Annotated in this window: 25 protein-coding genes, 1 tRNA gene and 1 pseudogene; 19 read left to right on the top strand and 8 right to left on the bottom strand. The window is 70.5% G+C overall.

The genetic code is table 11. The annotated features are described in order from the left end of the window. Positions 1-76: 76 nt before the first annotated feature. The 4 genes and pseudogenes from ACFY1L_RS35410 to ACFY1L_RS35395 form a co-directional block, all read right to left on the bottom strand. Complete coding sequence (locus ACFY1L_RS35410) at positions 77-832, bottom strand: SDR family NAD(P)-dependent oxidoreductase (RefSeq protein WP_388833411.1); 756 nt, start codon at positions 830-832, stop codon at positions 77-79. Beyond that, positions 829-1,296, bottom strand: a complete 468-nt coding sequence (locus ACFY1L_RS35405) for a cupin domain-containing protein (protein WP_388833408.1) — start codon at positions 1,294-1,296, stop codon at positions 829-831. Before ACFY1L_RS35405 ends, ACFY1L_RS35410 begins: the two co-directional genes overlap by 4 nt. Next, positions 1,293-1,879 (bottom strand): annotated as a pseudogene (locus tag ACFY1L_RS35400) (GNAT family N-acetyltransferase). Before ACFY1L_RS35400 ends, ACFY1L_RS35405 begins: the two are co-directional and overlap by 4 nt. Continuing rightward, positions 1,872-3,947 carry a penicillin acylase family protein gene (locus tag ACFY1L_RS35395; RefSeq protein ID WP_388833405.1) on the bottom strand — a complete coding sequence of 692 codons (2,076 nt, stop codon included), beginning with the start codon at positions 3,945-3,947 and terminating at the stop codon, positions 1,872-1,874. The pseudogene ACFY1L_RS35400 and the gene ACFY1L_RS35395 overlap by 8 nt, the downstream one beginning before the upstream one ends. 123 nt (positions 3,948-4,070) lie before the next feature. On the opposite strand from ACFY1L_RS35395, the gene ACFY1L_RS35390 reads away from it, so the two are divergent. The 6 genes from ACFY1L_RS35390 to ACFY1L_RS35365 all read left to right on the top strand — a co-directional run bounded on the left by ACFY1L_RS35390 (position 4,071) and on the right by ACFY1L_RS35365 (position 7,203). Next, entirely contained in the window at positions 4,071-4,664 is a 594-nt protein-coding gene (locus ACFY1L_RS35390) for an HhH-GPD-type base excision DNA repair protein (protein ID WP_388833402.1), read from the top strand. A 71-nt stretch (positions 4,665-4,735) separates the two neighbouring features. After that, positions 4,736-5,401: an HdeD family acid-resistance protein gene (locus ACFY1L_RS35385; RefSeq protein ID WP_388833399.1), complete on the top strand. Its 666-nt coding sequence runs from the start codon at positions 4,736-4,738 to the stop codon at positions 5,399-5,401. Between the two features lie 112 nt (positions 5,402-5,513). Then, the gene (locus ACFY1L_RS35380) at positions 5,514-5,828 is read left to right on the top strand and encodes a hypothetical protein (protein WP_388833396.1); all 315 of its coding nucleotides are present in this window, start codon (positions 5,514-5,516) and stop codon (positions 5,826-5,828) included. A 58-nt stretch (positions 5,829-5,886) separates the two neighbouring features. After that, positions 5,887-6,009: a hypothetical protein gene (locus ACFY1L_RS35375; protein ID WP_361273759.1), complete on the top strand. Its 123-nt coding sequence runs from the start codon at positions 5,887-5,889 to the stop codon at positions 6,007-6,009. A 156-nt stretch (positions 6,010-6,165) separates the two neighbouring features. After that, positions 6,166-6,462 (top strand): type II toxin-antitoxin system VapB family antitoxin, encoded by a 297-nt coding sequence (locus ACFY1L_RS35370; protein WP_003999914.1) that lies wholly within the window; start codon positions 6,166-6,168, stop codon positions 6,460-6,462. A gap of 99 nt (positions 6,463-6,561) precedes the next feature. Next, positions 6,562-7,203: a LytR C-terminal domain-containing protein gene (locus tag ACFY1L_RS35365; protein ID WP_388833392.1), complete on the top strand. Its 642-nt coding sequence runs from the start codon at positions 6,562-6,564 to the stop codon at positions 7,201-7,203. A 36-nt stretch (positions 7,204-7,239) separates the two neighbouring features. Here ACFY1L_RS35365 and upp read toward each other — a convergent pair whose 3' ends face one another. Next, positions 7,240-7,875, bottom strand: a complete 636-nt coding sequence (gene upp, locus ACFY1L_RS35360) for a uracil phosphoribosyltransferase (RefSeq protein WP_388833385.1) — start codon at positions 7,873-7,875, stop codon at positions 7,240-7,242. Positions 7,876-8,024: 149 nt separating this feature from the next. Between upp and ACFY1L_RS35355 the strand changes: the two genes are divergently transcribed. The 9 genes from ACFY1L_RS35355 to ACFY1L_RS35315 all read left to right on the top strand — a co-directional run bounded on the left by ACFY1L_RS35355 (position 8,025) and on the right by ACFY1L_RS35315 (position 13,152). After that, a complete protein-coding gene (locus ACFY1L_RS35355; protein WP_388833382.1) occupies positions 8,025-8,210 on the top strand; it encodes a hypothetical protein in 186 nt (61 codons plus the stop codon). Between the two features lie 239 nt (positions 8,211-8,449). Next, complete coding sequence (locus ACFY1L_RS35350; protein ID WP_388833650.1) at positions 8,450-8,983, top strand: hypothetical protein; 534 nt, start codon at positions 8,450-8,452, stop codon at positions 8,981-8,983. 47 nt (positions 8,984-9,030) lie between these two features. After that, complete coding sequence (tadA, locus tag ACFY1L_RS35345) at positions 9,031-9,456, top strand: tRNA adenosine(34) deaminase TadA (protein ID WP_388833379.1); 426 nt, start codon at positions 9,031-9,033, stop codon at positions 9,454-9,456. 58 nt (positions 9,457-9,514) lie between these two features. After that, positions 9,515-9,599, top strand: a tRNA-Ser gene (locus ACFY1L_RS35340). Between the two features lie 83 nt (positions 9,600-9,682). Further along, the gene (locus tag ACFY1L_RS35335) at positions 9,683-9,859 is read left to right on the top strand and encodes a hypothetical protein (protein WP_388833376.1); all 177 of its coding nucleotides are present in this window, start codon (positions 9,683-9,685) and stop codon (positions 9,857-9,859) included. Positions 9,860-9,879: 20 nt separating this feature from the next. Further along, complete coding sequence (locus ACFY1L_RS35330) at positions 9,880-10,173, top strand: Dabb family protein (RefSeq protein ID WP_361273742.1); 294 nt, start codon at positions 9,880-9,882, stop codon at positions 10,171-10,173. 169 nt (positions 10,174-10,342) lie between these two features. Next, positions 10,343-11,182 carry an RNA polymerase sigma factor SigF gene (locus ACFY1L_RS35325; RefSeq protein ID WP_361273739.1) on the top strand — a complete coding sequence of 280 codons (840 nt, stop codon included), beginning with the start codon at positions 10,343-10,345 and terminating at the stop codon, positions 11,180-11,182. A 314-nt stretch (positions 11,183-11,496) separates the two neighbouring features. Then, positions 11,497-12,387, top strand: a complete 891-nt coding sequence (locus ACFY1L_RS35320; RefSeq protein ID WP_361273736.1) for an RNA polymerase sigma factor SigF — start codon at positions 11,497-11,499, stop codon at positions 12,385-12,387. Positions 12,388-12,492: 105 nt separating this feature from the next. Beyond that, entirely contained in the window at positions 12,493-13,152 is a 660-nt protein-coding gene (locus ACFY1L_RS35315; protein ID WP_388833372.1) for a hypothetical protein, read from the top strand. A 13-nt stretch (positions 13,153-13,165) separates the two neighbouring features. Here ACFY1L_RS35315 and ACFY1L_RS35310 read toward each other — a convergent pair whose 3' ends face one another. Further along, positions 13,166-13,363, bottom strand: a complete 198-nt coding sequence (locus ACFY1L_RS35310; protein WP_361273731.1) for a hypothetical protein — start codon at positions 13,361-13,363, stop codon at positions 13,166-13,168. 195 nt (positions 13,364-13,558) lie between these two features. Here ACFY1L_RS35310 and ACFY1L_RS35305 point away from each other — a divergent pair, with 195 nt between their 5' ends. The 4 genes from ACFY1L_RS35305 (at position 13,559) to ACFY1L_RS35290 (ending at position 18,082) form a co-directional block, all read left to right on the top strand. Further along, positions 13,559-14,062: a MarR family winged helix-turn-helix transcriptional regulator gene (locus ACFY1L_RS35305; protein WP_388833368.1), complete on the top strand. Its 504-nt coding sequence runs from the start codon at positions 13,559-13,561 to the stop codon at positions 14,060-14,062. A 13-nt stretch (positions 14,063-14,075) separates the two neighbouring features. Continuing rightward, positions 14,076-16,610 (top strand): MFS transporter, encoded by a 2,535-nt coding sequence (locus ACFY1L_RS35300; RefSeq protein ID WP_388833365.1) that lies wholly within the window; start codon positions 14,076-14,078, stop codon positions 16,608-16,610. Positions 16,611-16,728: 118 nt separating this feature from the next. Next, complete coding sequence (locus ACFY1L_RS35295; protein WP_388833362.1) at positions 16,729-17,550, top strand: YceI family protein; 822 nt, start codon at positions 16,729-16,731, stop codon at positions 17,548-17,550. 61 nt (positions 17,551-17,611) lie between these two features. Further along, positions 17,612-18,082 carry a PPOX class F420-dependent oxidoreductase gene (locus ACFY1L_RS35290; protein ID WP_388833359.1) on the top strand — a complete coding sequence of 157 codons (471 nt, stop codon included), beginning with the start codon at positions 17,612-17,614 and terminating at the stop codon, positions 18,080-18,082. A gap of 9 nt (positions 18,083-18,091) precedes the next feature. On the opposite strand, the gene ACFY1L_RS35285 is transcribed toward ACFY1L_RS35290, so the two are convergent. Together ACFY1L_RS35285 and ACFY1L_RS35280 are read right to left on the bottom strand one after the other, a co-directional pair. Further along, a complete protein-coding gene (locus ACFY1L_RS35285) occupies positions 18,092-18,850 on the bottom strand; it encodes a TetR/AcrR family transcriptional regulator (protein WP_388833355.1) in 759 nt (252 codons plus the stop codon). A 65-nt stretch (positions 18,851-18,915) separates the two neighbouring features. Then, positions 18,916-20,316, bottom strand: coding sequence for an MFS transporter (locus tag ACFY1L_RS35280; protein ID WP_388833352.1), 1,401 nt, complete (start codon positions 20,314-20,316; stop codon positions 18,916-18,918). Positions 20,317-20,320 lie beyond the last annotated feature (4 nt).

The raw sequence follows: 20,320 nt of genomic DNA, 5'->3' as shown, positions 1-20,320 counted from the left end.
CCGTCACACCCCACGTCGTCTCTCCGTCGTCGCCTTGCCACCTTCCGGATAGGTACGGACGCGAGGCCTCGTGTACTCACCACGTGGGCCGGGCGGACACCCCTCCGTCCACCACCAGATCGTGCCCGGTCACCCAGGACGCGAGCCGCGAGGCCAGGAACACACACGCGTCCCCCACGTCCTCGGGCCGCCCCAGCCGCCCGAGCGGTGCCGCCGCGTGCCATCGCCCGACCCCCTCCGGCCACGCGTCCGCCAGCCCCTCCCGGTCGATCAGCCCGGGCGAGACGCTGTTGACGCGGATGCCGTGCGCCCCGTACTCCAGCGCCGCCGACCGCGCGTGCATCACGACGGCGGCCTTGGAGGCGCTGTAGTGCGCGTGCGAGGGTGCGGGCTGCCGCCCCTCGATGGAGGCGATGTGCGTCACCGAGCCACCGCGCTCCCGCATGACCTCGGCGGCGGCCTGCGTACAGGCGAAGACGCTCGACAGATTGGCGTCCACGACGGCCCGCCACTCGGCGGCCGTCATCCCGGGCAGCTCCCGGACCGGCTGCACGCCGGCGTTGTTGACCAGCGCGTCCAGCCCGCCACCCCACTCGGCGGCCTCCCCGACCACCCGCGCACACGCGTCCTCGTCGGTGAGATCGCCCTGCACCACGACGGCCCGCCCGCCCGAGTCCCGCACCCGGTCCGCCACTTCATGCGCCGCCTCCACCGCCGTACGGCAGTGCACGGCCACCGCCGCGCCCTCCTCGGCGAACCTCAGCGCGATGCCCCGGCCGATGCCGCCGCTCGCCCCGGTGACCAGGGCGACCTGTCCTTCGAGCAACCTCATGGGCGGCACAGTTCCGCAATCCGGGCGGCCCGCGCGGGATACCGCGCCGTGAGCTCGGCCGCGTCCCCGTGCTCGTAGCCCTCGTAGGTGAACCCGGGCGCCATCGTGCACCCGAAGAACGACCACTCCCCGAGGGTCCGCCCGCCCATCCAGGTCCCGGCGGGGACGGTGAACTGCGGGTGCTGTCCGCCCAGGACGTCCGGTCCCAGGACGGCCGTGGAAGACGTGCCGTCGGGGGCGAGGAGCAGCAGTTCGAGCGGGTCGCCGAGGTAGAAGTGCCAGATCTCGTCGGTGGGCAGGCGGTGCAGAGCGGAGAAGTCGTCCGGGGTGAGGAGGGCGACGATCGCCGTGCCTTCCGGCCGCCCGTCGGCCCGCTCGGGCCCCGCCCACGTGGGGCGGAACAGACCACCCTCACGCGGGATGGGCTCAAGTCCGTAGTGCGCGATGAGGTCTTCGGGAGTCACCCGGGGAAGGCTACCTCCGCTCCAGGAAGGCCAATTGGGCCTTCTTCTCGGGCAGGTACACGTCCGGGAGATCGATCTCCGGCAGCACGACCACCGGACCGGCCGCGAACCCCTGCCGCAGAAAACGGGCGACGGCCTTCTCGTTCCGTACGTCGGGATCGACGACGACGCGGCGACGGCCCGGGCCCTTCAGCACATAGGAGGTGATGACGCCGAAGAGCGCCGCCGTCCAGCCGGGCCGCGCACCACCCGGACCGGCCGGCGCGAGAAGGACATGGATGCCGATGTCGCCGTCCTGCACCTCGTAGCACTCGCTCACGCGGTCGGCCTCCGGCTCGTAGGTCTGCAGCAGGGCGACCGGTTCGCCGTCCTTGGTGAGGAGGAAGGCGTGGTGGGTGTCGAGGGTGGCCATGTGGGCGTAGATCTCCGCCACTTGGTCCCGGGTGAGGCCGTTCATGCCCCAGAACAGGGCCCGTTCCTCGCTCACCCAGCGGTGGACGACCTCGGCGTCGGCGGACGGATCGAGAGGACGGATCCGGACGGTGCCGAACCCGCCGACGGCTTCCTCGTGGACGTCAGACATCGCTCTCCTTGACGAGCCGGTCGAAGTCGGTGCCGACCGGGACGAGATCTCCCTTGAGCCACAAGGGGAGTTGGTCACGGTGATGGGCCGACCCGGGGATGCCCGAGGCCCCGAACGGAACCACCCACAGGCTGTCCTCGCGCCGCGCCAGGTCCCACACATAGCGGGCGGCCGGCCCGCGCGCGGCCAGATCCGTCAGCCCCGGCACGGCGGAGGTGCACAGCACGCAGTCGTGGTCGCCGGACAGACCGGGTTCGTCGTACGAGGTGCTGGTCAGCGCCCGCCAGGGGGCCAGACGGTGGGTCTCGCCCCAGGTGCCGCCGGGCTGCTGTTCGGCCACTTCTTCCAGGGCCGCCCGGACGACCGCCGGACGGTCGACGCCGTACAACTCCTCGGCCCGCAGCAGGTGTTCGAGTGCGAAGCCGATGCGCGGGAGCAGGGCGAGCCAGGGGAGGAAGACCTCCGGGTAGGCGGGCGGTGCGGTCAGCGCCGCGAACGCCGGGTGTGCCGCGAGATGCCGTACGACCGCGCCGCGCACCGCCGCGTAGACCGCCGCGTCCTTGCTGGTCGCGTCCATACGGCGGTCCCAGCGCAGGAGGCGGTCGCGCAGCGCGGCGGCCTCGGGGGACAGGGCGTCCAGGGCCGCCAGGTGGTCCAGCAGGGGACCTGCCGAGGCGAGATGGGTGTCCATGTGGACGGCAGGCATGTCGCCGGGCGACCAGTGGTCCTTCTCCCGCAGCAGCGCGGCGATGCGCCCGGCGCGGTGGGGCGGGGCGAACTCGACGCCGAGCGGGGTGGCGAGACCGCGCTGGTTGGCCATCACGGCGATTCCGTCGGGCAGTTCGGCGGCGCGCGGCATCTCGTGCCAGCCCCGCCATTCGTGCCCCGGCTCCCAGGCGGGCACGAGCCGCGTGCGGTTGGCCTCCGCGCGCACCGGCACCCGGCCCGCGACCCGGTGCAGCAGGCCGCCGTCGGTGTCGGCGGCCTGGACGACGTTGACGGGCTCGGCCCACAGGTCGACGGCGCGGTCCACGTCACCGACACTGCGGGCGCGCAGGAGGGGGAGCAGGGCGCCGAAGCCGAGGTCGGCGGTGACGCGGGGCGGGTAGCGCAGGGCGAGCGCCAGCGGGGTGGGCGAGGTGCCGTCCAGGCCCTCCGGTCCCCCGGCGATCACCGGCCCCCGCTCCGTCTCGATCACCTCGACCTCGACCGGCTCCTCGCCGGCCACCTCGACGGTCTCCGTGTGCCGCGCGGCCCGGTGCCAGACGCCGTCCGGGCCGAGGGCCTGCACACCCGCGCCGGTGCGCCGCAGACGCTCGCGGTAAAGGTCCTGGTAGTCGGCCATGGCGTTGGTGATGGCCCAGGCGACGGTGCCGGTGTGGCCGAAGTGGGCGATGCCCGGGATACCCGGGACGGCGAGGCCGACCACGTCGAACTCGGGGCAGGCCAGGTGGATCTGCTGGTAGACGCCGGGGTCCTCGACGAAGCGGTGCGGGTCGCCCGCGATGACCGCGTGCCCGGTGGTGGTCCGCTCCCCGCTCACCAGCCAGCCGTTGCTGCCGGAGCTCCCCGGCCCGTCGACGGCGAACAGCCCGACGGCCTCCTCACCGAGGTGCCGCACGGCCTCCTCGCGCCACAGCTTGGCGGGGAAACCGGCGAAGAGGATGTGCGTGGCGAGCCAGACGCCGAGCGGGGTCCAGGGCTCCCAGCCGCCGGGGGCGAGACCGACGCGCGCGAACTCGGGGGCAGCCGGGCCCGCCAGCCCCTCGTTCACGCCGTCGACGTACACCCGCACCCACTCGGCCGTCTCGGGGTCCCGCGCCTCCAGCGCCGCCCAGCAGCGCCGGGCGGTGTCGTCGAGGCGGGCGCGGCGCGCGAAGACGTCCCAGTACAGGGCCTCGGCACCGAGGAAGGACGCCGAGGTGCCCTGCGCACGGTGCCGCTCGACCTCCAGCTGCCAGGCCCGGTCGCGGGCGGTCACCAGGCCCTGGGCGCGGGCGAGTTCGCGGGCGCTGCCGGCGCGCAGATGCGGGATGCCCCAAGCGTCCCGGTAGATCTCGGTCGTCACGCTGAGACCCCCCTACCCCTTAAGGTTAGCCTTGCCTTAGTAAATCGTGGTGGAATCGTACGCGAGGGGTGAAGGGCCGATGGCAGTGGGCGCCCCGCCCCCGTACGCGGCATGATCGGGGTCATGGACGTCACCCTTCACCTCGCCCAGGACCCCGAGGCAGACGAGCTCCTCGGGCGCTCCCCGCTCGCCGCGCTGGTCGGGATGCTGCTGGACCAGCAGGTCCCGATGGAGTGGGCGTTCAAGGGCCCCCGCACCATCGCCGACCGGCTCGGTGCCGACGACCTGGACGCGCACGAGATCGCCGCGCAGAACCCGGAGGCCTTCGTCGCACTCCTCTCGGACAAGCCGGCCGTGCACCGCTACCCCGGCTCCATGGCCAAGCGGATCCAGCAGCTGTGCCAGTACCTCGTCGAGCACTACGACGGCAACGCCGAGCTCGTCTGGAAGGGCGTCGCCGACGGCCGCGAACTGCTGCGCCGGCTGCAGGAGCTGCCCGGCTTCGGCAAGCAGAAGGCGCAGATCTTCCTGGCTCTGCTGGGCAAGCAGCTCGGCGTCGTCCCCGAGGGCTGGCGGGAGGCGGCCGGCGCCTACGGCGAGCCGAAGTCCTTCCGCTCCGTCGCCGACATCACCGGTCCCGAGTCGCTGGTCAAGGTACGGGCGCACAAGCAGGAGATGAAGGCGGCCGCGAAGGCGGCGAAGGCCGCCGGGAAGTAGCGGGGAAAGAACCGTCAGCCGAGTGGCTCCCAGGGGTGGCGCCGGGCTCTCGGCGGGTCCGAGCATGGAGCATGACCGAGCCACCGACCGGTTCCCCGCCCAGTTCGGCGTTCGACGACCGCAAGGTCCACTCCGCCGGACACGCGCCGGGCACGCACGAGCCCGAACCGCCCTTCGAGGGCCCCCTGCACGCCCTGTCCCGCGCCGCCTGGCAGGTCGTCCTGGTCACCGGCATCGCCTCGCTGATCCTGGGCGTCCTGGTCCTGATCTGGCCGGGCGCCTCCCTGCTCGCGGCCGGCGTCCTGTTCGGCGTCTACCTCCTCATCAGCGGCGTCTTCCAGCTGGTCGCCGCCTTCGGCACGCACCAGACGACCTCGCTGCGCGTCCTGGCCTTCATCAGCGGTGCCCTGTCCATCCTGCTCGGCCTGTTCTGCCTGCGCGGCCCGATGCGCTCGATCCTGCTGCTCGCCCTGTGGATCGGCATCGGCTGGCTCATCCGCGGGATCACCCAGACCCTGGCCGCCGCCTCCGACCGGAACATGCCGGCCCGCGGCTGGCAGATCTTCCTCGGGATCGTCACCTTCATCGGCGGCATCGTCCTGATCGACTCCCCGTTCGAGTCGGTCGCCGTCCTCACCCTGGTCGGCGGCATCTGGCTGGTCGCGGTGGGCGCCGTCGAGATCATCACCGCACTCGGCATCCGCGGCCGGACCCGACAACTGCCACGCGCCCTGTGAACCCGGGCCTGTCCGGCGGATCAGCCCAACAGGCCCAACCGGTTCCCCCGATCGGGCGGATCTCGCGGCCGAGATGATGAACACCGCGCATGTCGCGGGGAGATGACCTCCCGTGAGCACCGCGCGAACCCTCCCCCGCAGCCGCGTCTGGCTGCGGAGCCTCGTGCTGCTGCTAGCCCTGCTGGTGCCGGGCACCCACGCCGAGCTGCACGCGACGCCCGCCGCGGCCATGGAGTTCGTCGAGTACGACGCCCTGGACGCGGCCGTACGGCCACCGGCCGACGCCGTCTGCCGGACCGCCGTACCCCTGCGTCCCGCACCCCTGCCGGCCCCGGCGCCCGCCGCCCCGGCGGACCGTCTCCTCCCCGCCCCGCCGCAGCCGCCGTACGCACTGCTCACCGTGCGCTCCGTGGTCCTGCGCTGCTGACAGAGCCCGCTTCCGCGAAAGGCACGTCAGCACAACGCAAGACACGAGGAACACACCCATGCCCATCGACCCGTACGCGGTCCTGCGCGCCCTCCTGCGCGCGGAGGCCGCACGCAGCGCCCCCAAGCCGGACCCGAAGAAGACCGAGCCCAAGCAACCCCCCACCGAACGGGCCCGCTGACCCACGGCGGAGGCGGGCGTCCCCCGGACCCACCGCCTCCGCCGTGCCACATCCGCTCGACTTTGACCGATAACGACCAGGATCTGCACATATTTGTCCCGCCCGGCCCGAGCAGGGAGGCTGCGCCCGGAGAGGCTTGACCGGTAGGCTTTCCGTGTGATCTTCAAGCGCATCGGAAACGGCCGGCCGTACCCCGACCACGGCCGGGAAAGCACCCGGCAGTGGGCGGACGTCGCGCCGCGCCCGGTCCGCCTCGATCAGCTCGTCACCACCAAGGGGCAGCTCGACCTGGAAACCCTCCTGGCCGAGGACTCCACCTTCTACGGCGACCTGTTCGCGCACGTAGTGAAGTGGCAGGGCGACCTGTATCTCGAGGACGGCCTCCACCGCGCGGTGCGGGCGGCACTGCAGCAGCGCCAGGTGCTGCACGCGCGCGTGCTCGAGCTGGACTGACACGCCGTTCGGCAAAGGCTTGGCCCTTTCGGGTTCACCTGTGTGGCGTCCAATGATCATCTAGTAGGCATCGCCGCTCAGGCGCACTACGCTGCGCTCATGAGCATGCTGACTCCCCAGGGCATGGGCGGGAAATACCGGATCACGGGGAACAAATACCCGCGGATGCGACAGCGTCGGCGGCGCGGCAGGCTCGTGGCCGCCGTGGTCGCCTCCGCCACCGCGCTCGGTCTGGTCGGCTGGGGCACGCTGCAGCTCATCGACGTCTTCACCGGCGGCGGCAAGACAGCGGCGGCGGCCGGTCCCAAGGCGGACTGCTCGACCAAGGCGAGCCCGTCCGCCGGTCCCACGGGCCCGGTGCCGAAGCCCGCTCAGATCACGGTCAACGTCTTCAACGCCACGACCCGCAGCGGCCTGGCCAAGAACACGGCGGACGAGCTGAAGAAGCGCGGCTTCAAGATCGGCGACGTGGGCAACGCGGCGAAGGAATTCGACAAGAAGGTCAAGGGCACGGGGATACTGCTGGGCCCCGCATCCTCCCTGAACAGCTCGCTGCCCGTGCTGGCCACGCAGCTCACCACCGCCGAGCGGCGCACGGATGCGGGCCGCAAGGGTGGCGCCGTCGACCTGATCATCGGAAACGGCTTCAAGAGCCTCACCAGCAAGGCGGACGCCGACAAGGCACTGACCGCACTGGCCAGCCCCCGGCCGACGTCCACTTCTTCGAAGAAGAGCTGCTGAGAAGCGCCCCTCCCCTACGGCGTCAACGCGAAGCCTCTACTCGGCCGCACCGTAGAGGCGATCTCCCGCGTCCCCCAGCCCCGGCACGATGTACCCGTGCTCGTTCAGGCGCTCGTCGACGGCTGCCGTCACGACCGTCACCGGCGTACCGGCCAGCTCGCGCTCCATCACCTCGACGCCCTCGGGCGCGGCCAGCAGCACCACGGCCGTCACATCGTCCGCGCCGCGCTTGATCAGCTCCTGGATCGCGGCGACCAGGGTGCCGCCCGTGGCCAGCATCGGGTCCAGGACGTACACCTGGCGGCCGGAGAGGTCCTCGGGCATGCGCGAGGCGTACGTGGACGCCTTCAGCGTCTCCTCGTTGCGGATCATGCCCAGGAAGCCCACCTCGGCGGTCGGCAGCAGCCGGACCATGCCGTCCAGCATGCCGAGGCCGGCCCGCAGGATCGGCACGACCAGGGGGCGCGGGTGGGAGAGCTTGACGCCGGTGGTGGAGGTGACCGGGGTCGTGATGTCGACCGCTTCGGTGCGCACGTCGCGCGTGGCCTCGTAGGCGAGCAGGGTGACCAGCTCGTCGGCCAGACGGCGGAAGGTCGCGGAGTCGGTGCGCTGGTCGCGCAGCGTGGTGAGCTTGTGGGCGACCAGAGGGTGGTCGACGACGTGGAGACGCATGCCCTAACAGTAACCGCGCCCGACCGAGCCCTCCCGTCGCCCACCACCGCCCTGCTCGAGAGGACTTCGTCCTCGCCCCTTGAAACCGTGCTGGCATCAAACCGCCCATCAGAGGGAAAGTGGGAGGGACGTAGCGGGGTGGTGAGCCTATGTCCGAGCCCGAGTCCCGAGCGGACGCGTCACAGCAGGAGACCGACGCCGAGCGCAGGCGCCGCCGGGCCCAGTTCCTGCGTGACCTCGCCGAAGCCCGTGAGCTGCGGGACCGCGTCCAGCCCCGGCGCGCCAAGACCGCCCGCCTGCGCCACGCCATGCGCATGCGCACCTTCCGCTGGTGACCGGGCCGCCACGACTCACGCATAACGCCAACCCAGTGCGTGTGCACAAGGATCGCCGCGTACGATCCCGCTCGTGGCCGATCAAAAGGCGCGGACACAGGGAGCCGAAGACGTCCCCTGAACGCCTTGTTTCTGCCACGATTCCGAGTGGGTGGGGCTCGGAGCACAGCTCTCCCCGCCCAAGAACCCCGCCGGGGGGACCGCCAACCGGCACGCCTATGACCAGTGGGAGAGTCACGGTGTACTTCGCCGCACTGCTCGCGCGCACCGAAGACGGGTGGGAAGCGAGCGACACAGAGCTCGATGATGTGGAGACCCTGTCGGACCTGGCAGATCTCGCCCGGGAGGCCTCGGCCGAGGACGACACGGTGCTCGTACTGATCGAGCAGGAAGACGCTTGGTTCGGCGTCGTCCGGATCGACGGCGAGGACGACCCTCGTATCTACGTCTCGGACGCCGCCGCCGCTGCCCGCAGCAGTTACGGCGAGATCCTGCTCACCGACGAACTGCTCGGACGGGAGCCCGGTGACGACGACGTCGCCGACCTGGACTCCCTCGACCTCGACGGCACGGAGGACGGTGAGCCCGACGATGCCGACGACGATGACGACGGCACGTCCGCCGAGTCCGTGCCGCACAGCCCCGTGGGCGACCCCGAGGTCCTCGACGACCTCGGTGTCAGCGCCAAGGAGCTGCGCAACCTGGACGAGGACGCGCTGAGCGCGATCGCCGAGGCCCTGGGCGCCTCGGAGGTCCTGGAGACCGTCCGCTGACCGCTGCAGCCGCACCGGACCCGGTACGCGACCGCTGGCGGGCCGCGATGCGGCTCGCCCTGGACGAGGCCGGGCGGGCCGGCGCGGACGTCCCCGTCGGCGCCGTCGTACTGGCCCCGGACGGCACGACCGTGCTCGGGGCCGGGCACAACGAACGCGAGGCCACCGGCGATCCGACGGCGCACGCCGAGGTCCTCGCGATCCGCCGTGCCGCCGCAGCCCTCGGAGAGTGGCGGCTGTCCGGCTGCACCCTGGTCGTCACCCTCGAACCCTGCACGATGTGCGCGGGCGCGATCGTGCAGTCCCGGGTGGACCGCGTGGTCTACGGCGCCCGCGACGAGAAGGCCGGAGCGGCCGGCTCCCTCTGGGACGTCGTACGCGACCGGCGGCTCAACCACCGGCCCGAGGTGATCGAGGGCGTACTCGCCGACGAGTGCGCCCGACTCCTCACCGACTTCTTCCGCTCCCGCTGACCACAGCCCCCGAATACCGATTTCAGAGCACTGCCCGGCGTGCTGTAAGGTCTCCCTCGGTAGCGTGTCCGAGCGGCCGAAGGAGCTCGCCTCGAAAGCGAGTGTGGCGCAAGTCACCGAGGGTTCAAATCCCTCCGCTACCGCTTCACATGGGCCCCGTCGTCAGACGGGGCCCTTCGTGCGATCATGGGCGCTCGTTGGGGCAAATGTGACTCAGGAGGCCACGATGGCGGTGAACGCCAAGAAGATCGCCGTCTACGTGCTCGTGGTCTTCGTGCTGTACGTGATCGTCACGGACCCGGCCAAGGCGGCCGACTACGTCCAGATAGGGTTCGAGGGCATATCGGACGCCGCCAAGGCCATCGGCGACTTCTTCACCTGGCTCATGAACGGGGCCAAGTAGCAGGGCTAGGAGCAGCGCACATGATTCGGCATCTCGTCCTCTTCAAGCTCGAGGAGGGCGTCGAACGCGACGACCCGCGCGTCCTGGAGGGGGTCGACGCCTTCCGGTCGCTCGAGGGCAAGATCCCCGAGATCCGCTTCTGGGAGCTGGGCTGGAACATCAGCGACCGCCCCATCGCGTACGACTTCGCCATCAACTCGGGCTTCGACGACGTGACCGCACTGCGCGCCTACGTCGAGCACCCCGAGCACCAGGCGGGCGTAACGCTGTGGAAGGAGTTCGCCACCTGGGTGATCGCCGACTACGAGTACTGAGCCCGACTCGAAGGGCCCTCCGCCGGAACGGTGGAGGGCCCTTCTGCGTCTTACGCCCCAACTCGCGTTCAACACGGCGTTATGCGGTGCTTGCACACAGTGCACATGTCTTGTGATGCTATGACCGCTTTTGACCGATGACTTGATCGATTGCGAGGTGGAGTTGACCGTGCCGGCCAGTACTGCGCCTCAAGCACCGCCCCTGGAAGCCGCCCCGGCACCGTCCGAGACCGCACCACCGCGCAGTCGCGGCGCCGACACCCGGGCCCTGACCCAGGTGCTCTTCGGCGAGCTCAAGGAGCTCAGGCCCGGCACCCCGGAACACACCCGGGTGCGTGGGGCGCTCATCGAGGCCAACCTCCCGCTCGTGCGCTACGCGGCCGCCCGCTTCCGCTCCCGCAACGAGCCGATGGAGGACGTGGTCCAGGTCGGCACCATCGGGCTCATCAACGCGATCGACCGCTTCGACCCGGACCGGGGCGTGCAGTTCCCCACCTTCGCGATGCCGACCGTCGTCGGCGAGATCAAGCGCTACTTCCGCGACAACGTCCGCACGGTCCACGTCCCGCGCCGGCTGCACGAGCTGTGGGTCCAGGTCAACAGCGCGACCGAGGACCTGACCACCTCCTTCGGGCGCACCCCGACCACCGCCGAGGTCGCCGAACGGCTGCGCATCACCGAGGACGAGGTGCTGTCCTGCATCGAGGCCGGACGCTCGTACCACGCGACCTCCCTGGAGGCCGCCCAGGAGGGCGACGGGCTGCCCGGTCTGCTCGACCGGCTCGGTTACGAGGACCCGGCCCTGGACGGCGTGGAGCACCGGGACCTCGTACGGCACCTGCTCGTCCAACTCCCGGAACGGGAACAGAGAATCCTTCTCCTGCGCTACTACAGCAACCTCACCCAGTCGCAAATCAGCGCGGAACTCGGCGTCTCCCAGATGCATGTCTCGCGGCTACTCGCGCGTAGCTTCCAGCGGCTGCGATCCGCGAATCGCATCGAGGCATAAGAGGCGCACAGGAGCACGCGCCGGAACACCCCGGAACACCCCAGATCGCAAGCACTATCGAGCGGTAACCGGTGCGAGCGAATCGCTCACCAGGGCTCTTCCCGACAGTTCTGTGCTGAAAAAGCCTCAGACCCCCTCTTTCCTGGGCCTATTCACGTCTCGCATGTCGACATGTCACTACAGCGTGTTGCCGACATGTGACATTCTTCCCCAAGCGCGTTTGCCGTGGCTTCGGCTCCGGTATTCAGGTGAAGGCTGAACTCCTCGACCGAGAAGCTTCAGCCACGACCGTCCCGCGACCCAGAGGGGGTGGCATGTCCGCAGAACAGGGCAGCTCGAAGGTGCTCACGCTCACGAAGAGCGAGTCCGCGCCCACCGACGCCGCACTCGCCGACGTTGTGACCGTCGAGGTCCCCGAGGCCCCGGCTCTTCCGTCCTCGGAGGCCATCGACACCCGCACCCTGTCCCGCTCCCTTTTCCTGCGGCTCGCCGCACTGGACGAGAACAGCCCCGAGCGCGTCTACGTCCGGGACACCCTCATCGAGCTCAACCTCCCGCTCGTGCGCTACGCGGCGGCCCGCTTCCGCTCGCGCAACGAACCGATGGAGGACATCGTCCAGGTCGGCACCATCGGCCTGATCAAGGCGATCGACCGCTTCGACTGCGAACGGGGCGTGGAGTTCCCGACGTTCGCGATGCCGACGGTCGTCGGTGAGATCAAGCGGTTCTTCCGCGACACCTCGTGGTCGGTGCGCGTCCCGCGCCGGCTGCAGGAGCTGCGCCTGGCTCTCACCAAGGCCAGCGACGAGCTCTCCCAGAAGCTGGACCGCTCCCCGACCGTCCCCGAACTCGCCGCCGTACTGGGCGTGTCCGAGGAGGACGTGGTCGACGGCCTCGCGGTCGGCAACGCGTACACGGCCTCCTCGCTCGACTCCCCGGCCCCCGAGGACGACGGCGGCGAGGGCTCCCTCGCGGACCGCCTCGGCTACGAGGACACGGCCCTGGAGGGCGTCGAGTACCGCGAGTCCCTCAAGCCGCTGCTGGCCAAACTCCCGCCCCGCGAGCGGCAGATCATCATGCTCCGCTTCTTCGCCAACATGACGCAGTCGCAGATCGGCGAGGAGGTCGGCATCTCCCAGATGCACGTCTCCCGGCTGCTGACCCGCACGCTGGCGCAGCTGCGGGAAGGCCTCATCTCGGACTGAGCGAAACACCGCCCGAGGGTTCCTATTTGACGGAGTGTCAGCCACCATGGCGCGATGCTTCGTGGAACTCCTGGGACGACATGGACACATGGCCGTCGAGGCGCCGTGATCGGTGCGTCGGCGGCCGTCGTCTGCCTGGGCGCGGCACTGGCCGCGTGCGGGGGCGGTGGACGTGAGGGGTACGTCGCCACCGGCTCGGTGGGGGGTGCGCCTCAGGCGTCCGGTACGGCCGTGCGGCCGACCGGGAGCGTGACGCTGGTGCCGCTCGACGGGGACCGGGAGGAGAGCGGGCGCGCGGGGGCCGACTCCCGTGCGGGGAGCGGCGATACGGTGAGCGTCCCGGAGGCGACGGCGAGCGCCGACCCGGCTGCGCCTTCGGCCGACGGTGCCAAGTCCCGTCGTACGACCTCGGATTCACCGTCGCCGACGGCAACTCCCAGTTCCGCGGCGCCCACCGGACCTGCCGCCCTGTCCTGGAGCGACCCCGCACGCAAGGCCACGGACAAGCGGTGGTGCGAGGACGTGACCCTCGTCTTCACCAACTCCGGCGGGTCCGCGGTGCGTTCGGGCACGGTGACCTTCGGGACGCACATCATCGGGGCGCTCGGCATCGACTGGGGGACGGTCGAGTCGACCGCCGGGCTTCCGGTGCCGATCGGGGCCGGCGCAAGGAAGGAGAAGACCTGGACGGTGTGCGTCGACGCGTGGCGCGTGCCGCTCGGCATGCACATCGAGACGCGGGACGTGTCCGTCCAGTGGAAGTAGTGCGGGCCCTGTCCTACTTCAGGGCGAGCCACGCGACGGCCGCCACGACCGCCACGGCCACGACGATGCCGACGATCAGGCCGATGCGGGGGCCGGACGACGCGGGCGCCTGCTGCTGACGGCCCTGCGGGCCCTCGTCGACGAACGCGCGGAACATCTGGGTGCTGCCGGCGGGGTCGTAGTTGCCCTGGGGGTTCTGGGGGTTAGCCATAGCCCGAGACCCTAGCGAATCAGTGGTTGTGGCCCAAGTGGGGGTCGGTCGGTGCGGGGAACCGCGCCCACCTGCATGTTTACGTTCGCAATACTTGTCTTTGCCAAGTTTTTGAGCCACACGCGCCCCATTTTGTTTGCCTGCAGCAACCAACAACTCTTATGGTTGCCCTAAGCAACGAATGCGGGAGGTGTGATGGCCGAGCGGGCGCAGTACGAGGAGCTGATCCGTCAGTTCAGCGCCTTCGGTGCCGTGAAGCGGGAGCTCGGGCGGATTCTGCCGTCGGACTGCCCGGCGGGCAGCGCCGCGGTGCTGACCCTTCTCGGACGCCACGGCGACATGCGCATGAGCAGGCTCGCGGAGCTGCTGGCCGTGGACATGTCGGTCACCAGCCGCCATGTCGCGCACCTCGCCGAGCGCGGCTGGATCGACCGGTCCCCCGACCCGGCGGACAAGCGGTCCAGGATCGTGCACCTCACGCCCGCGGGCCTGGCCTGCCTGGACACGCTCTCCGAGCGGACCGCGCAGCTGCTGGCCGACCGGCTGAGCGACTGGAGCGACGAGGAGGTCGCGCAGCTCACGCGGCTCATGACGCGGCTGCGCGCCAGTTTCGACGACAGCCGTGTCGGCGTACCGCCCCGGCTCCCGCCGCCCGCACTCGAACTCGAACCGACCACCCGTACACCCGCAAGCACTTAAGAGAAGGAAGCCCATGGCAACGACCACACCAGCCGGTGTGCGGGCTCATGCCAAGCACGGGGGAGGCTCCGCCGAGTACGCCCCGATGACGCACCGGCAGATCATGGAGGCGATCTCCGGTCTGCTGCTCGGCATGTTCGTGGCGATCCTGTCGTCCACGATCGTCACCAACGCCCTGCCGCACATCATCAGCGACCTCGGCGGCGGCCAGTCCGCCTACACCTGGGTCGTCACCGCCTCACTGCTGGCGATGACCGCGACCACCCCCCTGTGGGGCAAGCTCGCCGACCTGTACAGCAAGAAGGCGCTCGTCCAGATAGCCCTGGTCATCTATGTGCTGGGGTCCGCGGCAGCGGGTCTGTCGCAGAACTCCGGCATGCTGATCGCCTGCCGTGTCGTCCAGGGCATCGGTGTCGGCGGTCTGTCGGCCCTCGCCCAGATCGTCATGGCCGCGATGATCTCCCCGCGTGAGCGCGGGCGTTACTCCGGTTACCTCGGCGCGACCTTCGCCGTCGCCACCGTCGGCGGACCGCTGCTCGGCGGTGTCATCACCGACACCAGCTGGCTCGGCTGGCGCTGGTGCTTCTACGTCGGTGTCCCCTTCGCCGTCCTCGCGCTCATCGTGCTGCAGAAGACCCTGCACCTGCCGGTCGTGAAGCGGGACGTGAAGGTCGACTGGGCCGGCGCGTTCTTCGTCGCCGCCGCCGTCTCGCTGCTGCTGGTCTGGGTCACCTTCGCCGGTGACAAGTACGACTGGGTGTCCTGGCAGACGTACGCGATGGTCGGTGGTTCGATCGTCCTCGGGCTGATCTTCGTGCTCGTGGAGTCGAAGGCGAGTGAGCCGATCATCCCGCTGCGGCTGTTCCGCAACCGCACCATCACCCTCGCCTCGCTCGCGTCGCTGTTCGTCGGTGTCGCGATGTTCACCGGCACGGTCTTCTTCAGCCAGTACTTCCAGCTGGCCCGCGACAAGTCGCCGACGATGTCCGGCGTCATGACGATCCCGATGATCGGCGGTCTGTTCGTATCCTCCACCGTCTCGGGGCAGTTCATCACCCGCACCGGGCGCTGGAAGGCGTGGCTGGTCAGCGGTGGTGTGCTGGTGACGGCCGGGCTCGGGCTGCTGGGCACCATCCGGTACGACACGGACTACTGGAAGATGTCGATCTTCATGGCCCTGCTGGGTCTCGGCATCGGCATGATGATGCAGAACCTGGTGCTGTGCACGCAGAACCAGGTCGACCCGAGCGACCTCGGTTCCGCCAGCTCCACGGTCACCTTCTTCCGCTCGCTCGGCGGTGCGGTCGGTGTCTCCGCGCTGGGCGCGGTGATGTCCCACCGGATCACGCACTACGTCAAGGACGGCATCGCCGCCCTCGACCCCAAGTACCGTGCGGCGCTGGCCGGTTCCGGCTCCTCCACCGACAGCATCCCGGACCTGAGCAAGCTGCCGGCCCCGGTGCGCACGCTGATGGAGAGTGCCTACGGCCACGGCATCGCCGACGTCTTCCTCATCGCCGGCGCTCTGGCGGCCGTCGCGTTCCTGATCACCCTGTTCATCAAGGAGGTCCCGCTGAAGACCAAGGGCGCGCTGGCGCAGGCGGCGGCCGCCGACGAGACGCCCACCGCGGAGGCCGCTCCGGCCGCCGCCGAGGCTCCCGCCGCTCCGGCTGCCGAGAAGGTGCCGAGCTGGGCCGTGTCCTCCGGCACCGAGACCGCTGCCGACGGCGCGCAGAAGCTCGCCGCCGTGGCGACCATCGCCCGGCCCGAGGAGTCGGCCGGCTCCGGTGGCATCCCGGTGCGCGGCTTCGTCCGCGGCAACGAGAGCGCGCCGGTGCCGCAGGCCGCCGTCACCCTGATCTCGCTGGCGGGACGGCAGCTGGGCCGGTCGGTCGCGCAGGCCGACGGCTCCTACGCCGTCGAGGCGCCGAGCGTGGGCAGTTACGTCCTGATCGCCGCCGCCGACGGGTTCCAGCCGCAGGCGTCCACGGTCGTGGTGAACGGTGAGGCGGTCTCGTACGACATCCTGCTCAGCGGCACCAGCGGGCTGAACGGGCTGGTGCGGGCCGCGGAGACGGGGCTGCCCGTCAAGGACGCGATGGTCATCGTGACCGATGTGCGCGGGGACCTGCTGGCCACCGGGAGCACCGGTGAGCAGGGCGACTTCTCCTTCGCCGAGCTGGTGCCGGGTGCAGTGACCGTCGCGGTGAACGCCGCCGGGTACCGGCCGCGCGCCCTGCCCGTCGAGGTGGGCGGCGCCGGGGTCACCCGGATCGAGGTCGACCTCGACTCGGGCGCGCAGCTCCAGGGTGTCGTACGGGCGCCGTACGGTCCGCTGGCCGACGCGCGGGTCACGCTGGTCGACGCGGCGGGCAACGTCGTGGGGACCGCGACCACCGGGGCGGACGGGGCGTACGCCTTCACCGACTTGAACGGCGGCGAGTACACGGTCATCGCGACCGGTTACCCGCCGGTGGCGACCGCGCTGACCATGAACGGCCGCGGGGTCGACGACCACGACATCGAACTGGCCCATCCGGGCGAGTAGTTCGAACTCCGGCCCGTGGCGGACGGCGTGCGCGCTCTGAGTGGAGGTGCGCGCCCGGCGCCACGGGCCGGTTCTTTCGAGACCAGTTACGACCAGTTGTTCTGCAGGGAGAAACGGGATGGGACTGACCGCGAAGATCCGTACGCGGGACGGATGGGCCGTGTCGCACGCGGTCGTCACGGTGACCGACATGACCGGCACGCAGGTGCTGCGCGCGGAGGCGGACACCGAGGGAGCCGTACGGGACGCCACCGAGCTGGCCCCGGGGGCGTACACGGTCATCGTCACGGCCGTCGGGTACGCGCCCGTCGCCTCCAGCGCGCTCGTCACGGCGAGCGGACGGGCCGAGCTCGGGAACGTGACGCTGGCCCGGCAGGGCGGCACCGAGCTGCCGCCGCCCGGGCCGTGGACCGTCGACCCGGCGCACTCGTCGGTGGGCGCGGTCGCCCAGCACCTGGGCATCTCGAGCGTGCACGGGCGGTTCACCGACTTCGCGGCGCGGATCGAGATCGCCCCGGACGAGGTGGAGAAGTCGCGGGTGGAGGCGGTCATCCGGGCCGCGTCGATCGACACGGGCAACGGCATGCGCGACGACCACCTGCGCTCGCCGGACTTCCTGGACGTCGAGAAGTACCCGGAGATCACCTACCGGTCGACGGGTCTCACCGCGGCGGGCAACGACCGCTGGACGGTGCACGGGGAGCTGACGCTGCACGGGGTCGTACGGCCGGTGGACCTGGACCTGGCGTATCTGGGGACGGGGGCGGACCCGTGGGGCGGCACGCGCGCCGCGTTCCGGGCGACGACGGAACTGCGGCGCGAGGACTTCGCCATGAACTACAACCAGGTGCTCCAGGCGGGCATCGCCGCCATCGGTACGACGCTCAGGGTGGAGCTGGACATCCAGGCGGTGCAGGGGGACTCGCTGCCGCAGGCATGACCGTGGGCGTAGGCACGGCAGGGTCAGGCTCGGCGGGGCTTCGTAGCCCTAGGCTGACGCCATGGCACCGAACATCGCGAGCAACACCCGCGTCTCCCTGGACGAGCTGCTGGACTTCGTACGACCCCGCCATCGCGCGATCCTGCTCACGCGCAGGGCCGACGGCGGACCGCAGGCCTCGCCGCTGACCTGCGGTGTCGACGACTCGGGGCGGATCGTCGTCTCCACCTACCCCGAGCGGGCCAAGACCCGCAACGCCAAGCGGGACGAGCGGGTCACCCTCGTCGTCCTGAGCGACGACTGGGACGGGCCGTGGGTCCAGATCGACGGCACCGCCGAGGTCATCGACTCGCCGGAGTCCGTGGAGCCGCTGGTGGAGTACTACCGGAACATCGCGGGTGAGCACCCGGACTGGGACGAGTACCGGGAGGCGATGGTGAAGCAGGGGAAGTCGATCATCCGGGTGACGCCGGAGAAGTGGGGGCCGGTGGCGACCGGCGGCTTCCCGGCACGCCTGGTCTCCGAGGAGTAGGGCCCCGTATCAACCCCGGTCGACCATCGCCTCGATTCCCGCGACCAACAGGTCCAGGGCGAAGTCGAAGTCCCGTTCCCACATCTCGTGCACGGTGTCGCCGCCGCGGGCAGCCATGATGTCCTCGGACTCCTTGACGACCTCGGCGGCCTCCGGGTCCTGTGTCACCGCGGTCATGGCGTGCTGGAAGTACTCGTCCGGGGTCATGCCGAAGTCGGCGCTGCGGGCGTTGAAGTGGCCCTCGATCGTGCCGAAGCCGTACACGAACTGGAAGACCGAGGAGATGGCGGCCGCCAGGCCGTGCGTGGGCAGACCGGTGCGGCGGATGACGCGCTGTACGACACGCGCGAAGGCCAGGTTGTTCGGGCCGATGTTGAGGAAGGTGCCGGCCACCTGGGACAGCCAGGGGTGGCGGACGAGGAGGGACCGGTACTCCCTTGCCAGTGTGCGCAGTTGGTCCCGCCAGTCCTCGTCCGCGTCCGGGTCGGGCAGGGTCAGCTCGCCGAAGGCCGCGTCCAGGGCGAGTTCGAGGAGGTCGTCCTTGGTGTCGACGTACCAGTAGACGGACATCGCGGTGACGTTCAGCTCGGCGGCCAGCCGGCGCATCGAGAACTTGGCCAGCCCCTCGGCGTCCAGGAGACGGACGGTCACCTCGGTGATGCGGTCGCGGTCAAGGCCGGACGGCTGCCCGCCACCGCGCCCGCCCCGGCGTGTCTTGCCCCCCAGCCACACACTGGTCCGCGCCGCCCGCTCGGCTGCCCTCACCATTGGCGCACCTTCCTCGACTTGCATTCACTGATCACGATGCTAGGCGGCAACTTCCCTGCCGCCGGCTACCGGGCGACCGCCAACTCCGAGTCTGCCCGCTCCGCCCTGCGCAACAACGCCGCCGCCAACAACCCACCCAGCAGCACAGCCACGGCCCCCACCAACTGCCCCGCCTCCAACCCCGCGGCCAATCCGGCAGAGGGCAGCCGAGAGCTCAGCACCGCCCCCAACACGGCAACCCCGAGCCCGTTCCCGAACTCCGCCAGCGTCCCGTTGATCCCTGCCCCCACCCCCGCCTTCTCCGGAGGAATCGCGCTCATGATGGCGTGCGCCATCGCCGGGTTGGCGACCGCACAGCCGCCGCCGATCAGCAACAGCCCCAGCAGCGTCCCGGCGTAACCGCCGGAGTCCAGCAGCGCGATGGAGACGAGACCGGCCGACATCAGGACCATCCCCAGCGCGATGGACACCGGCGTACCGAGCCTGCCCGCCCACTTCGCAGACAGTCCCGAGAAGTTGAGCACGACGACCGTCAGAGCGAGCGGCGCCGTCCGCAGGCCTGCCTCCAAGGGGCCGTAACCAAGCACGAATTGAAGATGTTGGGTGAGCAGGAAGAGCGCGCCGCCCATGCCGAAGGTGATGAGTACGGCTCCCGCGACCGCGCCCGTGAACCGCCGGTCCCTGAAGAAGTGCAGGTCGAGCATGGGATACGGGATACGGCTCTCCCAGAACGCGAAGCCACCGAGGACCACGACCGCGATGGCAGCCGTCCCCAGCACCCGCGTCGACGCCCAGCCGTGCTCGGGCCCGGAGATGATCGCGAACACCAGCGAGGCCATGCCGATCGTGGAGAGCAGGGCGCCGAGGAGGTCGGGGCGGTCACCGCGCGGGTTCTTCGACTCGGGGACCAGGGCTACGACCGCCACCAACCCCAGCGCCACCACCGGCAGGTTGATCAGGAAGATCGCACCCCACCAGAAGTGGTTGAGCATGAAGCCGCCGAGCAGCGGGCCGATCGCGAAGCCGAGCGCGTTCACCGCGGCCCAGATGCCGATCGCCTTCGGCTGCTCCTCGGGCGTGAAGATCTGCATCGCGACGGCGAGAGTGGTGGTCAGGAGCAGTGCGCCGCCGACGCCCATGCCCGCCCGCGCCGCGATCAACTGGCCGGTCGTGTCCGCCAGTCCGGCTACCAGCGAGCCGACGCCGAACAGTGCCAGGCCCGCTATCAGCATCTTCTTGCGGCCGTAGCGGTCCGCCGCGCTGCCCGCCGTGAGCAGCAGCCCGGACTGGACGAGTGAGTAGGCGTTGATCATCCACTGGATGTCGGAGGTCTCCGCGCCCAACTCCTTGGTGAGGGAGGGGATCGCCACGTTCAGGACGGTGTTGTCGAGCAGCACGGTGAGCTGGGCGAGACAGATGACGCCGAGGATCAGCCAGCGTTGGGGGTGGCCTTGGGAAGACAGCATGTTC

Origin of the sequence: Streptomyces sp. NPDC001663 (assembly GCF_042893105.1) — a bacterium.
GTDB lineage: Bacteria > Actinomycetota > Actinomycetes > Streptomycetales > Streptomycetaceae > Streptomyces.
The sequence above is the reverse complement of the archived record's forward strand: the minus strand, read 5'-3'. Positions and strand labels throughout refer to the sequence as shown.